Below are 14,940 nucleotides of genomic sequence, written 5' to 3'. Positions count from 1 at the left end.
TAATTAATCAAAAACAATTAACGAACTTTAAGGTTTAATACTAAATTTAAAATTCGCATTTAATCAAATTAAATGTTCATTATTTTTTACTGTGTCCGTAAATTTATAGAAATTTATACGAACTATAAAAATATATTGTTGATTATTTTACAAAATAATACAAATATCATTTAAAGCAAAAAATTCATCAAATTCTTGCACAATGTTGATTTTTGGTTAAACTAAAATTAATAAATTAATTCTCTCCAAATCAAGTCAAAACAGCAACTAACTCATTTACAATTATTTAAAAATAAAAATTTCATTTCAAATAAAAATATATTGTGTGAATTAAAAAATGATATATTTATCACTTAATATATAGACCTTATGAAATTTTTTTACAATCTGATCGCAATTTTCATTGCGATTACAAGTTTTGCGCAGCAGCAAACTGTGAGTTCTTCTATCAGTCCTCCGACTTTTAACGAAGACGAATCGATTACCATTACCTTTAATGGAAACAGTATTAATGAATCCACTTGGGGTGTTACCAACAATGCATTATACCTTTGGGCTTGGTCCTATGACAGCAATGATGCTAACAGCCAAGACTGTCCAACCAACGGAACCTGGGCTTCATCTAATGAATCCAATAAGCTGACTTACAATTCTGGTACAGATACATACACAATTACATTTGTTCCTAGAACCTTTTACAACAGAACAGGAATCGGAAGAATTGGTTTTCTTTTAAAAACTAAAACTGGAAACGGACAATCTCAGGATATCTATTCGGAAGTTGGAAGATTTCAGTTTACAAGTACTACTCCGCAAAACGGAACTGTTAATTTTGTAGCTTCAGGAAGTACTTTCCCTATTACTTACAGCACTTCTTTGCCTGCTAATTATGTTGTAAAATCTAATGGTAATACAATCTACACAGCTAGTAATGTATCAACTATTACCACCTCTCCAAGCATTACTACTGATAATAATATAGAAGTTTCTGCGACAGCATCTGGAACCACTTTGACTTCTAATTTTGTAGTTTCTCCGACACCAACTTCTCAATCTGCGGCAATGCCTTCTTATATGAGACAAGGTATCACTTACGATCCTAATGATCCAACGAAAGTTGGTTTAGCTTTATACGCGCCTCTTAAAAGCTACGTTCATGTTATCGGAAGTTTTAACAATTGGCAGATTTCTTCCAACTATGTGATGAAAAGAGATACTAATAACACCGATCTATTTTGGTTAGAAATTACAGGATTGACACCTCAGCAGGTTTATACTTTCCAATACAGAACCAATGACGGAGTGAAAGTTGCGGATCCGTATTCAACTTTGGTATTATCTCCGGATGATGATCCTTGGATTTCATCAAGTACCTATCCTAATTTGCCAGCTTATCCTGCTGGACAACAATATGACGTTTCAGTAATTCAGACAGCGAAACCGGCTTACAACTGGACTGTAACTAATTTCCAAAAACCAGCAAAACAAAATCTAATTGTCTATGAAGCTCTGGTAAGAGATTTTACAGAGCAGAAAAACTGGCAATCTATGATTGATAAAATCCCTTATATCAAAGGATTAAATGTTAATGCCATCGAATTAATGCCGGTAATGGAATTTGATGGAAATAATTCTTGGGGGTACAACCCTGGATTCCATTTAGCATTAGATAAAGCTTACGGAACGCCAGAAAAATTCAAAGAATTTATTGACAAATGTCACCAAAATGGGATTGCTGTAATTCTTGATGTTGCACTTAATCACGCTTCTGGCAGATCTCCATTGGAAAGACTTTGGTCAACAAGTACATCCGGTGGTTATGGGGATGTTGCAGCTAACAATCCATATTTCAATCAGGTTGCAAAACATGCTTATAGTGTATTCTATGATTTCAACCATTCAAAACCTGAAACAAGATATTATGTGAACAGAGTTTTGGAACAATGGATTTCTGAATATAAAATCGATGGATTTCGTTGGGATTTGACCAAAGGATTTACACAAAATTGTACTGCATCAGATGAAAACTGTACAGGTTCTTATCAGCAAGACAGAGTGGATGTATTGAAATTATATTCAGACTATCAATGGTCATATGATCCAACTTCTTATATTATTTTCGAACATTTGGGAGGAAATGCTGAAGAAAAACAATGGGCTGACTACAGATTGAACGAAGGGAAAGGTGTAATGATGTGGGATAATTTGGTTGGACCTTACAATCAAAACACAATGGGTTACGATTCTGACAGCAACTTCAACAGAGTTGATTTTAGAAACCATACTTTTTCTGAAAGAAGAAATATGAGCTATGGCGAGAGTCACGACGAGGAAAGACTAATGTTCAAAAATTTAGCTTATGGAAATGCTAATGGTTCTTACAGTGTTAAAGATTTGAATACCGCACTGGAAAGACAAAAAGCTTTTGGTGCCGTTTTCTTCACAGTTCCTGGTCCTAAGATGATTTGGCAGTTTGGAGAATTGGGTTACGAATTCAGTATCAACAGATGTGAGAACGGAACCATCAGCAACGATTGTAGAACTGCTCCAAAACCAGTAGCTTTTACTTTGGGATATGACACCAATGCCAATAGAAAAGCAGTTTATGACACTTGGTCAAAAATCCTGGCCATCAGATTATCAAGTCAGGTTTTTGACACAACAACTTTTACGGTAGAATCCGGAAATCTTTTACCTAGAATCTATGTTTGGAATGATGCTTTACCTGCAAGTTCTTTGAAAAACGTAGTGGTAGTTGCCAACTTTACAACAACAGCTCAAACTGTAACGCCTAATTTCCCTTATGCCGGAAACTGGTACAATCTAATGGACAATTCTTCTATGAACGCTAACGGCTCTACAACAGTAGTTCTTCAGCCAGGAGAGTTCAGAATTTTTGGTAATCAAACTGCTTTGGCTACGGATGAAACGAAAATCGGTGCCAACAGAACATCATTACAAATCGTTCAGAATCCTGCTACTGACGGATTATTGAAAATCAGATACAACAAAGCTAAAAACGGACAGATCAATATCTATGACCTTAACGGTAAACTGGTAAAATCTTTCGGACTGAAATCTGCTAAAGGAGACGAAACATTCTCTGTAAACGGAATTGGAACAGGAAATTACTTAGTACAATTAAAGTCAGATGAAGGTTTGGCAGTTTCTAAACTGATCATCAAATAATACAAAATAAATTTTCAAATCAAATGAAATCGCCTCAGCTAGCTGAGGCGATTTTTGTTTACTATTTTTCAGAAAGTTCTTTCAGTTTTCCAAGACCTTCCGAGAATGATTTGTTCATTTGCCAGGTCATCATCGGTTTCATCGGTTTGAAAAGCGTTTCAATTTCGTATTCAATATTCCAAGTCACTTTGGTTCCGGAACCTTCCGACGTCAAGAGCAGGTCCGAAGTCGCATTATCATCCATTGGTTTGATAAAATGCATTTTCGTGGACACTTTTTCGTTCGGAGCAATCGCCGTGATCTCCTGTTCGCCTTCGCCCACATCATCATTACCTTTCCAGTGATAGCCGTCACCCACTTCGCCAGCCGTTCCTCTGTAAGTTACTGTCAAGTTCGGATCCATTTTCATCCAAGGATTCCAAGTGTTAAAAGCTTTCATAGAATTCACATTTTGCCATACTTTCTCTTTCGGAGCATTGATAACGAGAGATTGTTCGTTGTGACATTTGCTGTCAAAAAACAACATTGCAATTGCGCAATAAGCAATGATTATTGCCACGATAACGCTAATAATTTTTAAAAATTTCTTCATAATAAGTTAGTTTTAAGTTGAAAACAAATCTAAAAAGAATTTGAACACAAAAACTTTTTCTATGATAATATTTATTGGGGCGCCTTTATCCGCCTTCCACTCCCGCTATCTTTTTATTGCAAAGAAAGTTAATCCGACAATAGAAATTTCGGACATTGCAATAAAAAAATGAGCTCCGTTCAAGTCGGGGCGCAATTTTGTCATACTTTCAACTTTAGGTACTAAATTTGTCAATTACGACACACAGAAAATCATTTATAATTTATCATTAATAATTCATCTTTATGAATCCACTTTTAGAAAAATTCAACACCAAATATACCTCATCGCCTTTCGAGGAAATCAAAGAAGAAAATTACCTTCCTGCTTTTCAGGAATTGGTAAAAAATTCTGAAAAAGAAATCGATGAAATAACAAATAACTCCGAAGCTCCAACTTTCGAAAATACGATTGAAGCAATGGCATTTTCTGGCGAACAATTGGACAGAGTTTCCAGTATTTTCTTCAACCTAAATTCTGCTGAAACCAATGACGAAATCCAGAAAATCGCTCAAGACGTTTCGCCACTTTTGACAGAATTCTCTTCCAAAATTTCTCAAAACGAAAAGCTATTCGAAAGAATCAAAAGCGTTTACGACCAAAAAGACAGCTTGTCATTGAACGACGAACAAAAAATGTTGCTCAACGAAACTTACAAAGGTTTTGTGAGAAGTGGAGCTTTATTAAATGAAGAAGATAAAAAGAAACTGGAGAAAATCAGTATGGATTTGTCTATCAAATCACTTCAATTCGGACAAAATGCTTTAGGTTCAACCAATGCTTATTTCAAAAATATTACGGATAAAGAAGAGTTGAAAGGAATTCCGGAAGCTATTCTTCAACAATACGAAGAAGATGCGAAGGAAAAAGGCTTAAAAGGCTATGTCATCACGCTTCAATATCCTAGTTATCTTCCGGCGATGACTTACGCAGAAAACAGAGAACTCAGAAAAGAATTGGCATTAGCTAACGGAAAGAAATCGTTTGACGGTGGAGAATTTGATAATCAGAATTTGATTAAAGAAATCGTCAAACTTCGTCAGGAAAAAGCAGAATTATTAGGTTATAAAAACTATGCAGATTTCGTTTTGGAAGAAAGAATGGCAAAATCGCCGGAAAAAGTTTTTGAATTCCTGAATGAACTTTTGGACAAAGCAACACCTTATGCTCAAAAAGAAATCGAAGAATTAAAGACTTTGGCAAAAGCAGACGGAATCGATGAAATTCAAAGTTATGACCACGCATTCTACGCTGAAAAATTACGCAAACAAAAATTCGATATTGATGATGAAGAACTGAAACCTTATTTCCAATTGGAAAAAGTGCAGGAAGCGGTTTTTGGTTTAGCCGGTAAATTGTTCGGACTTGAATTTAAAGAAATCAACGACGTTCAGAAATATCACGAAGATGTGAAAACCTACGAAATCACAGAAAATGGAAATGTAAAAGCCCTACTCTATGCCGATTATCATCCTCGAAAAGGAAAACGTGCCGGCGCCTGGATGACGAGTTATAAAAATCAATACAAAAAAAACGGCGAAAATTCTCGTCCTCATATTTCCGTGGTTTGTAATTTCACAAAACCGACGAAAGACACACCAAGTTTGTTAACTTTCCAAGAAGTGACAACGCTTTTCCACGAATTTGGACACGCACTTCACGGCGTTTTGGCGGACACGCAATATCCGAACCTTTCCGGAACCTCGGTTAAATGGGATTTTGTGGAATTGCCTTCTCAGTTTTTGGAAAATTTCTGTTACGAACCGGAATTTCTGAAAACTTTTGCCAAACATTATCAAACGGGAGAAATTCTTCCAAATGAAAAAATCGAAAAATTGTCGCAAAGCAAATCTTTTATGGAAGGCTACCAGACTTTGAGACAACTTGGATTCGGGTTGTTGGATATGGCTTATCATTCGGAAGTTGAAGCACTGGAGAATAAGAGTGTGAAAGAGTTTGAAGTTGAAAAAACAGCTGCAACCAACCTTTATCCTTCAAATCCGGAAACTGCAGCAAGTCCGAGTTTTTCTCATATTTTCCAAGGTGGATATTCAGCAGGATATTATTCTTACAAATGGGCGGAAGTTTTGGATGCCGATGCGTTTCAATATTTCAAAGAAAATGGAATTTTCAATCCGGAGATCGCTGCAAAATACAAAATCCTATTGTCTTCCGGTGGAACAAAAGACCCGATGGAATTGTACAAAAACTTCCGAGGAAGCGAACCGAAAGTCGAGAGTCTTTTGAAAAGGGCGTTTGGAGAATAATTAAAAAAGTCATTAGACACGAGATAACAGATATTAGATTATTTCTCGTGTCTAAAATTTAAACAAATAAAAAATAACATTAACCTTTGAAAATAAGCAAACTTACTACGAAAAGATTAATTCTTATTCCATTTACAAAGCAAATTTGTGAAAATATTTTGAATTGGGACTTTAATGACTTAATCAAATTGGGATTTAAAAAGGGAAAAAGTTGGCCGGACAATGATGTTATCGAAACGCTTCCTAAAATCATTGATAATTTGTCTGAAGTCGGCGAACCTACAGGATTCGAATCATGGATGATTATCAAAGCGGATACTTTGGAAATAATTGGTGATGCAGGATTCAAAGGTTTTAATGAAAAAGAGCAAAATGCAGATATTGGATACGGTATCATAAAAGAAGAACGGAGAAATGGTTATGCTGAAGAAGCTGTAACAGAGCTTATAAATTGGGCATTTTCACAAGAAATAGTAAAGGAAATTACTGCAAAATGCGCATTCGATAATCTCAATTCCATCAATCTTTTAAACAAATTAAATTTCACAAAAGAAAAACAAGAAAACGGAATGATTCTCTGGTCTTTACAAAAACCCGTTGTAAATTTTCTGAATTAAATGGGTCACAACGAAATATCGGTTTTGAATATCAATTTGTTTCAGTCTGCAGCAAAGCATTCGGATTTTTATTTCAATTCAATTAAAGATCATTTATTAAGAAGTCACAGGCATATCGAAAAACCTCATCGCCACGACTTTTACGCCTGCATCTTTTTCACAAAAGGGACAGGAACTCACGAAATCGATTTTAGAAAATATGACGTTTTTGGTGGTTCACTATTTTTTATGTCACCTGGACAAGTTCACAGCTGGAAGTTGTCAGAAGATGCCGATGGGTTTATATTTTTTCATTCTCAGGAATTTTTTGACCTTCATTTTGTCAATCAAAAACTAAGAGAATATCCGTTTTTCAGTTCTGTTCAATATCCTCGAAAACTTCAGTTGAAAGGATATAATTTTACAGAATTTTCAAATCTTTTTATTAAAATCGGTAATGAGAATTCTTCATCGGCTTTGTTATCGGAGAATTTAATCTTAGCTTTTATTTCTCAATTGTATATAGAAACAGTCAGATTATTCTCGGAAGAAAAAATCATTGGAACACAAAACTCAAATACTTCTTATATCCAGCATTATCAACATTTTGAAGAATTATTAGAATTAAATTTCATCAAAGAAAAATCTGCTTTTCAATATGCTGAATGGATGAATCTGACAACCAAACATCTCAATAGAATCACACAAACCGTGGTTCAGAAAACCGTTTCGGAAATTATAACCGACCGAACAATTTTGGAAGCCAAAAGAATGCTAATCTATCTTGATGAGAGTCTTGTGGACATTGCTTTCCGTTTGGGTTACGAGGAATATTCTTATTTCGTTCGGGTATTCCGTAAAAAAACGGGGCAAACGCCTTCGACTTTTGTTAAAGAGCATAAACATTAATTAAACTTTAAAACTGAAATTTAAATGGACCTTCAAAGTAAGTTTTGTAAGAATCCAGCATTTCTCCATCAGCATCGAAAACGCCTATTTCTATATTTTGTTTTGATAATTTCACTTCATTTTCCGGGAAACTGATATTGACATTTCCTTTTATTATCGCATCTCCTTTCACAATAATACCTTCTTTACCAGCAAAAGTTATCTCCGAATGTTTTGGATAAAGAACCTTTATGGTCATCATTTTTTTCTCATTGGACTTGTTTAGAATCGTATAAGTAAATGTATTGGTAATTTTTCCGTCTCTTACAAAATAAGCAGAACCAGCTGGCCGTATGAATTTAGCTTCAACCGAACCTCTGTCGTACATCAATCCACACAAAACACCAATTAATACGAAAAGTGCAACAGTGGTCGCTTTCATCCTAGCCGTAAATTTGAATTTTTCCTGATTCTCTATTTCAGCTTCGGTCGCATATCTTATGAGTCCTTTTGGCATTCCCACTTTTTCCATTACTTCATCGCAGGCATCGATACAAACTGTACAATTGATACATTCCAATTGTTGTCCGTTTCTGATATCGATTCCCGTTGGACAAACGACCACACATTGCTGACAATCGATACAATCGCCTTTTCCGACCGCAGAACGATTTTCGCCATTTCTCCATTTTGCCCTTCCCTCTCCTCTTTTGAAATCATAATAAACATTGACTGTATGCTTGTCTATCAGAACACCCTGTAGTCTTCCATAAGGACAAACCAATGTACAAACCTGTTCCCGAAACCAAGCAAAAACAAAATAAAAAATGCCTGTAAAAACTAACATCACAATAAAATTGGTTGGATATTTAGCTGGTCCGCTCAAAATAATTCTAAACGTTTCTTCGTATCCAACAATGTACATAAACATAATATGGCTTATTAGCAATGATATAAGTAAAAACACAGACCATTTCAAAGCTCTCTTTCTGATTTTCTCTTCATCCCAAGCTTGTTTGTTCAGTTTCATCTGTTTGTTTCGGTCGCCTTCTATCCAATATTCGATTTTACGGAAGATCATTTCCATAAATAAGGTCTGTGGACAAATCCAACCACAAAATATCCTGCCAAAAACCACAGTAAAAAGCATTACAAAAATAACCGAGGCCACTGCTCCCAAAGCTAAAATGAAAAAATCCTGCAAATAGAAAGGTTGTCCAAGAATGAAAAACTTCCTATCTATAATATTAATCAACAAAACAGGATTTCCACTGATTTTGAGGAAAGGCATTATCACAAATAAAAAAATTAAGGAATAACCAACACATTCTCTATAATTGGTATATTTTCCTTTTGGCTTTCTTGGGAAGACCCATTTTCTGGTTCCTGCTTCGTCCATTGTCCCAACAGAATCTCTGAACGTCTCCTTTATTTTATCTGAAACTTTTATACTATTTTCTTTTGTATCCATAATCTTATATCTTAGAAAATGAACTGAATAGACATTCTTATTTTTAACCTTTAAAGTAAGAATCCATTACATTATTTCCCGAAGCAAAATTACTTCTCCTTGCAAATTCAGTCTAATGACATTGGCTTACAAAATAGTACAATAAGGACATTTTTAGGTTTTGGAGACTAATAAATATCAGTTTTTAATTTTCTGAAAATTGTTGAGATATTTCTCGGATAATTTTAAGTTTTAGTACATTCGAAGTTTGAAATTTGAATTAAAAATGAATTGTCCCTGCTGTTCTGGAAAATCCTACGAAGATTGCTGTCAACCTTATCACACAAAAGAGAAATTCCCGCCAACTGCGGAAGCTTTGATGCGTTCTCGATTCTCGGCTTTCGCTATCCCAAACGGTGAATATCTCTGGGAAACGACCTCGCCAAACAAAAGACAATTTCATAACAAAAAGAGCTTACAGGAATGGGGCGAAATCAATGAATGGACAAAGTTGGAAATTGTCGACAAACCTTCAACTAATAAAGTAGAGTTCAAAGCATTTTATATCGATGAAGACGGAAACGAACAGCTTCATCACGAATTGTCACAATTCAAGATGATTCAGAATCGTTGGTTTTATGTGACCGGAGAATTTTTGGATTGATTATTTTCAACCACAAAAGTCACAAAAGTTCTTATCCTTCTGATAAAAAATCAAGACCTTGAATATTCTTTTGTGACTTTTGTGGTTTATTATTCTTTGGATTTTTTCTTTTTCTGTCTCAAAACATACAGATACAAACTCTCCACTTTTGTCCTTGCCCAATCGGTTTTTCGGAGGAATTTCAGAGAGGAACTGACACTTGGATTTTCGCCAGTAAAACATTTGATGTTGATTTGTTTTCCCAATTCGCTGTAGCCTTTGTAGTATTCTAGCAATTCTTCCAGAATAGCGTCCAGTCTTTTGCCATGTAAAGGGTCTTTCGAAGTGTTTTCCATTTTGTAAAATTATTGATATTATTTTGAACGCAAAGTCAGCAAAGATTTTTTTATAATTATTTAAAATATTTTAAGGTCGCCAAGTGCTTTGCTCAGCTAAATGTTAAGAAATAAATTTATCATTATTCTTATTTCATATATTTGATAATCAAATTTAGAAAATATGAAATTCTTAACCTTCGCATCTATTATACTTTCCACAATGCTATCAGCTCAAGACTTTGCCAATTTCGGCAGATATCAAAAACAAAACCAAGAAGTTCTTTCTCAAAATATTGCTCCAAATTCTGTTTTGATGGGAGATTCTATCACAGAAGGTTGGTTCTTCACAGACCCAGGATTTTTTACCAAAAATAATTTTGTAGGACGAGGAATCAGCGGACAAGTGACTTCGCAGATGCTTTTGAGATTCCGGGAAGATGTGATCAAACTGAAACCTAAACGTGTTATTATCCTTGCCGGAACTAATGATATTGCAGAAAATCAAGGTCCGATTTCTTTGGATAAAGTGTTCGGAAATATTGTTTCTATGGCAGAACTGGCAAAAGCTAATAACATCAAAGTAGTTTTATGCTCTGCATTGCCAGCTTACGATTTCCCTTGGAGAAAAGATATGCAACCAGCCGATAAAGTCATTGCATTGAATAAAATGATAAAAGATTACGCTCAGAAAAATCATATCACTTACGTGGATTACCATTCAGTTTTAAAGGACGAAAAAAATGGTTTGCCTAAAGAAATTGCTGAGGACGGAATCCATCCGAACAAATTAGGTTATGAAAAAATGGAAGCAATCCTGATGAAGAATTTGAAATAATGAATTTAGAAGAATTAAAATATCCAGTCGGAAAATTCATCAAGTCAGAATCTATCTCCAAAGAAGTCATCGATTCTGCTATTTTTGAAATCGAAAACTTTCCCAATGTTGTCAAAGCTGAGATTCAAAATCTCGATGAACAAGATTTAAAATTGAGATACAGACCGGACGGTTGGACAATTACTCAAGTGGTTCATCATTGCGCTGACAGTCATATTAATAGCTATATGAGGTTCAAATTAGCATTGACGGAAAATGTTCCAACCATCAAACCTTACGAGGAAAGTCTTTGGGCAGAATTACCGGACAATCAGCTTTCGCCTTTGGTTTCTTTACAGCTTTTGGAAGCTTTGCATACAAGATGGGTATATCTTTTGAAAACTTTGCTTGAAGAAGATTTGAATAAAGAATTCATTCATCCTGAACAATCGGAAAGAATTTCGCTCAGAGAAAATATCTTGATTTACGGCTGGCATTGTCAGCATCATTTGGCGCATATTCGTCAGGCAAAAGAATTAAAATTTGAGTGAATCTAAAAATAAAATTATGAAAAAGTCAATCGTCATTTTTTTTCTATTTGCAACTATTTTTCCTTTGGCTCAAAACAAAATAGACCATACCTTGGAAAAATGCCTTAACCAGGATAACTCGACGGCCGGTCAAAGAAACTGTATCATTTCTGCTCAACAATCTTGGGACAAGGAACTGAATAAGTCTTATACTTCACTAAATCATAAATTAAACAATACAGCAAAAAAGGAATTGTTGGAAGCACAGAGAAATTGGATTTCTTTCCGAGATTCCGAATTCAAATTAATCAATAAGTATTATCTTGACGTCAAAAAAGGAACAATTTTTCAAGTGATTTCTGAAAACAAAAAGTTACAAATCATCAAAGAAAGAGCGTTGCAACTGAAGGAATATGATGAACAATTTGATTATTAAAGCTATACTGTAATTAATCTACTTTCTTATAAACGTAAGTATTTCTTTTGGTAATCATAGTCATTTTCTTTTTCTCGGGAGAAAATAACAATTCTACTTTGTTTGTATCGTAAACAAATTTGTTTTTTTCCTTAGCCTCAATCAAAACTTCAGGAGAATCATCTTGCTGTATATAAAGTTTATCATTATTAATATAAACATTCAAATCTGTAGAAGAGCCCGAGTATTTATATTTCCCTACAAATTGCTGTAATTCCTGGTTACTAAGCTTGATTCTTTTAAAATCAGGCACTTCATATTTGTCATTATACAAATCATTAAGAACATACTCCAAGATATCGCCAATGTCGTATCTCACTCCGTTTTCTGTAATACAAATGGCAATTTTATCTTCCGGAATATAAAGCGCAAATGTCAGATAACCTAAAACAGAACCTGTGTGTCCATACATATTTTTGCTTTCGTAAGGATAGCGAAACAATCCTTTCTGCAAATTTTTCATTTGGACAAGAGATTTTTCAGAAACTAATTTTCCATCAAATAAAGCTTTCAAAAATGTATTAATATCCGAAGGCGTGGAAGCAATATTTCCTGCTCCTAGAAAATTGTTAAGTTCTAAATTTTCTTTCTTTCTCCAGTTATTATAATAAACATAAGATTTGGCTTCGTTATTTTTTTCGTCTGCCAAATTTCCTGTAGAAGTATTTTGTAAGTTCAGCGGATTTATAATTTTCTCTTTTAAAATTTCCGAATAATTTTTTCCATAAACATTTTCCAAAATTAATCCTAGAAGAGCAAAACCTGTGTTAGAATAAGAAAACTTATAATCTGGTGGAAAATCCGAAGGTAGTCTATAAATCATTTCTAATAGCAATTCTTTTGAATAGCTTTTGTATTTCAATTCATCATAGAATTTCGATTTATCATAACTTCTAATTCCACTTGTATGTTCTAATAAATTAGAAATCTGTATAATATCTGCATTTTTGACTCTCGGGAAAAACTTGGAAAGCTTGTCAGTTTGTTTTAGTTTCCCTTCCTCAATCGCTTTGAATATCAAAACTGCAGTGAAAGTTTTGGTTACAGAACCAATTCGATATTTAGTATTATCATCCGGAACAGTTTCATTTTCCAAATCAGCAAAACCAACATTTTTTTCATAGATATCCCTTCCTTCTTTTTGAACTTTGATTCGGAACATCGCTTTGTCATAAGTTCCAAATGCGTCATAGACACTATCAAGTTTACTTTTGTTATGAATTGTCTGAGCAAAAATCTGCTGACTAAATAAGAGAATTAATAGGTAATAGTTTTTCATCATTTAAAAATATAAAATAAATCTAATATTCAAGATAAAATCCTTTTTATAATTCCTTCCGAAAAGTGTATTTTTAGGCAAAATTTTTCAGTGATGATTTACGGAATCGACCAATTTAAATATCAGGATGTTTTAGAGATTTTAAAAAATCCTTCCAAAGCAAAACTCAATAAAAAATCAAAAGAACAAATCATAAAATCCCAACAGAATGTTCAGAAAATTGTAGCATCTGACCGAACTGTTTATGGTATCAACACAGGATTTGGACCACTTTGCGACACTAAGATTTCAGAATCGGAGACAGCACAACTTCAGCATAATTTGATTATTTCTCACGCTGTAGGTGTAGGAAAACCGATTGATAAGAACATTTCCAAAATAATGATGATTTCCAAAATCCACGCTTTGTCGAAAGGATTTTCGGGTGTTTCGTTAGATGTTATTGAGCGATTGATTCTGATGTTGGAACTGGATATTATTCCGGTTGTTCCAGAGCAAGGTTCTGTTGGTGCTTCAGGAGATTTGGCGCCATTGGCACATTTGGTTTTGCCGCTTTTGGGATTAGGTCAGGTTTGGGAAAATGATAAAACTGTTGAAACTGCTAAAGTTTTGAAGAAACATAAACTTCAACCTTTAAAACTCGGTCCGAAAGAAGGTTTGGGATTGATTAATGGCACTCAGTTTATTTTAGCGCACGCCATTACAGGTCTTACAAAATTCGAATATCTTTTAGATTTGGCCGATTTGACTGCAGCTATGAGTCTGGAAGCTTACCGAGGTTCATCAAGCCCGTTCAAGAAAGAATTGCACGAGATTCGCCCATTTGACGGAAGTCAAAAAGTAGCGGAAAGAATGCGAAATTTCCTTAAAGATTCTGATAATCTCAAGTCTCACGAATTCTGTGATAGAGTTCAAGACCCGTATTCTATGCGATGCGTTCCGCAGGTTCACGGCGCGAGTAGAAATGCCTTTGAACACCTGAAACAAATGGCAGAAACAGAACTGAATTCCGTGACCGACAACCCCATTGTTTTAAGTGCAGAAGAATCGATTTCCGGAGGTAATTTCCACGGACAATTGATGGCTTTGCCTTTGGATTATTGTTCTTTGGCAGCTGCAGAATTAGGAAATATTTCCGATAGAAGAAGTTATCTTTTATTAGAAGGAAAATATGGTTTACCGAAATTATTAGTAGAAAGTTCTGGACTCAATTCCGGCTTTATGATTCCTCAATATACGAGTGCAGCTTTAGTAACAGAGAACAAAACACTTTGCTTTCCAGCTTCGGCAGATTCTATACCGACAAGTTTAGGTCAGGAAGACCACGTTTCTATGGGAAGTATTTCCGGTCGAAAATTCAATCAGATTTTAGGTAATTTGGAAAATATTCTAGCGATTGAGTTAATGTTCGCAGCCCAAGGCTTAGAATTCCGAAGACCGGCGAAATGTTCTAAAATTGTTGAGAAGAACTATGAATTAATTCGTTCTGTTGTTCCAAAACTGGAAAATGACAGATTGATTGGTGAAGATATTTTGAAGATTGCGGAGTTGATTAGAGAGAAGAAATTTCAAGTCCATATATAATTGACAAATATTTTTCAAAAAATTAAATTACCCCTCAGTTTAACTGGGGGATTTTCATTTTTATCAAATTGATAATAAATGCATTAAGTAATTATACCTATGAATAAAAATTAGGTATATATGCTCTTAAATATATAAGTAATCTACAATAGCTTTGTCCTGTGATCACAAAAAGACACCTTGATTTAAAAAAATTCTAACCATGGAGACCAGAAACCACCAAAAACGGGGCGTATCCGAAAGGCCATAAGAGTAG

The 14,940-nt window shown here is 34.6% G+C and carries 13 protein-coding genes; 9 read left to right on the top strand and 4 right to left on the bottom strand.

Annotation, left to right across the window (positions count from 1 at the left end; all coding sequences use genetic code 11):
- Positions 1-369 precede the first annotated feature (369 nt).
- Positions 370-3,189, top strand: a complete 2,820-nt coding sequence (locus tag BUR19_RS16010; RefSeq protein ID WP_074236427.1) for an alpha-amylase family glycosyl hydrolase — start codon at positions 370-372, stop codon at positions 3,187-3,189.
- A gap of 61 nt (positions 3,190-3,250) precedes the next feature.
- On the opposite strand, the gene BUR19_RS16005 is transcribed toward BUR19_RS16010, so the two are convergent.
- Positions 3,251-3,781, bottom strand: a complete 531-nt coding sequence (locus BUR19_RS16005; RefSeq protein WP_074236426.1) for an SRPBCC family protein — start codon at positions 3,779-3,781, stop codon at positions 3,251-3,253.
- 284 nt (positions 3,782-4,065) lie between these two features.
- On the opposite strand from BUR19_RS16005, the gene BUR19_RS16000 reads away from it, so the two are divergent.
- The 3 genes from BUR19_RS16000 to BUR19_RS15990 all read left to right on the top strand — a co-directional run bounded on the left by BUR19_RS16000 (position 4,066) and on the right by BUR19_RS15990 (position 7,592).
- Entirely contained in the window at positions 4,066-6,087 is a 2,022-nt protein-coding gene (locus tag BUR19_RS16000; protein WP_074236425.1) for a M3 family metallopeptidase, read from the top strand.
- A gap of 86 nt (positions 6,088-6,173) precedes the next feature.
- Positions 6,174-6,704, top strand: a complete 531-nt coding sequence (locus BUR19_RS15995; protein ID WP_074236424.1) for a GNAT family N-acetyltransferase — start codon at positions 6,174-6,176, stop codon at positions 6,702-6,704.
- Positions 6,705-7,592: an AraC family transcriptional regulator gene (locus tag BUR19_RS15990; RefSeq protein WP_074236423.1), complete on the top strand. Its 888-nt coding sequence runs from the start codon at positions 6,705-6,707 to the stop codon at positions 7,590-7,592.
- A gap of 7 nt (positions 7,593-7,599) precedes the next feature.
- On the opposite strand, the gene ccoG is transcribed toward BUR19_RS15990, so the two are convergent.
- A complete protein-coding gene (ccoG, locus tag BUR19_RS15985; RefSeq protein WP_074236422.1) occupies positions 7,600-9,042 on the bottom strand; it encodes a cytochrome c oxidase accessory protein CcoG in 1,443 nt (480 codons plus the stop codon).
- A gap of 265 nt (positions 9,043-9,307) precedes the next feature.
- Here ccoG and BUR19_RS15980 point away from each other — a divergent pair, with 265 nt between their 5' ends.
- Entirely contained in the window at positions 9,308-9,685 is a 378-nt protein-coding gene (locus tag BUR19_RS15980) for a YchJ family protein (protein ID WP_074236421.1), read from the top strand.
- Between the two features lie 89 nt (positions 9,686-9,774).
- On the opposite strand, the gene BUR19_RS15975 is transcribed toward BUR19_RS15980, so the two are convergent.
- Positions 9,775-10,020: a VF530 family protein gene (locus tag BUR19_RS15975; RefSeq protein WP_074236420.1), complete on the bottom strand. Its 246-nt coding sequence runs from the start codon at positions 10,018-10,020 to the stop codon at positions 9,775-9,777.
- Between the two features lie 163 nt (positions 10,021-10,183).
- Here BUR19_RS15975 and BUR19_RS15970 point away from each other — a divergent pair, with 163 nt between their 5' ends.
- Genes BUR19_RS15970 through BUR19_RS15960 form a run of 3 tightly spaced genes read left to right on the top strand, consistent with a single transcriptional unit; the run spans position 10,184 to position 11,782 of the window.
- Complete coding sequence (locus BUR19_RS15970) at positions 10,184-10,837, top strand: SGNH/GDSL hydrolase family protein (protein ID WP_074236419.1); 654 nt, start codon at positions 10,184-10,186, stop codon at positions 10,835-10,837.
- Positions 10,837-11,367, top strand: a complete 531-nt coding sequence (locus BUR19_RS15965; protein ID WP_074236418.1) for a YfiT family bacillithiol transferase — start codon at positions 10,837-10,839, stop codon at positions 11,365-11,367. Before BUR19_RS15970 ends, BUR19_RS15965 begins: the two co-directional genes overlap by 1 nt.
- Positions 11,368-11,383: 16 nt before the next feature.
- A complete protein-coding gene (locus BUR19_RS15960; RefSeq protein WP_074236417.1) occupies positions 11,384-11,782 on the top strand; it encodes a lysozyme inhibitor LprI family protein in 399 nt (132 codons plus the stop codon).
- A 13-nt stretch (positions 11,783-11,795) separates the two neighbouring features.
- Here the strand turns inward: BUR19_RS15960 and BUR19_RS15955 are convergent, their stop codons facing one another.
- Positions 11,796-13,100 carry a serine hydrolase domain-containing protein gene (locus BUR19_RS15955; protein ID WP_175565924.1) on the bottom strand — a complete coding sequence of 435 codons (1,305 nt, stop codon included), beginning with the start codon at positions 13,098-13,100 and terminating at the stop codon, positions 11,796-11,798.
- A 93-nt stretch (positions 13,101-13,193) separates the two neighbouring features.
- On the opposite strand from BUR19_RS15955, the gene hutH reads away from it, so the two are divergent.
- Positions 13,194-14,684 (top strand): histidine ammonia-lyase, encoded by a 1,491-nt coding sequence (gene hutH / locus BUR19_RS15950; RefSeq protein WP_074236415.1) that lies wholly within the window; start codon positions 13,194-13,196, stop codon positions 14,682-14,684.
- Positions 14,685-14,940: the final 256 nt, after the last annotated feature.

It is taken from the genome of Epilithonimonas zeae (assembly GCF_900141765.1).
GTDB classification, from domain to species: domain Bacteria; phylum Bacteroidota; class Bacteroidia; order Flavobacteriales; family Weeksellaceae; genus Epilithonimonas; species Epilithonimonas zeae.
Note: the sequence above shows the minus strand (reverse complement) of the source record. Positions and strands in the feature narration are given on the sequence as shown.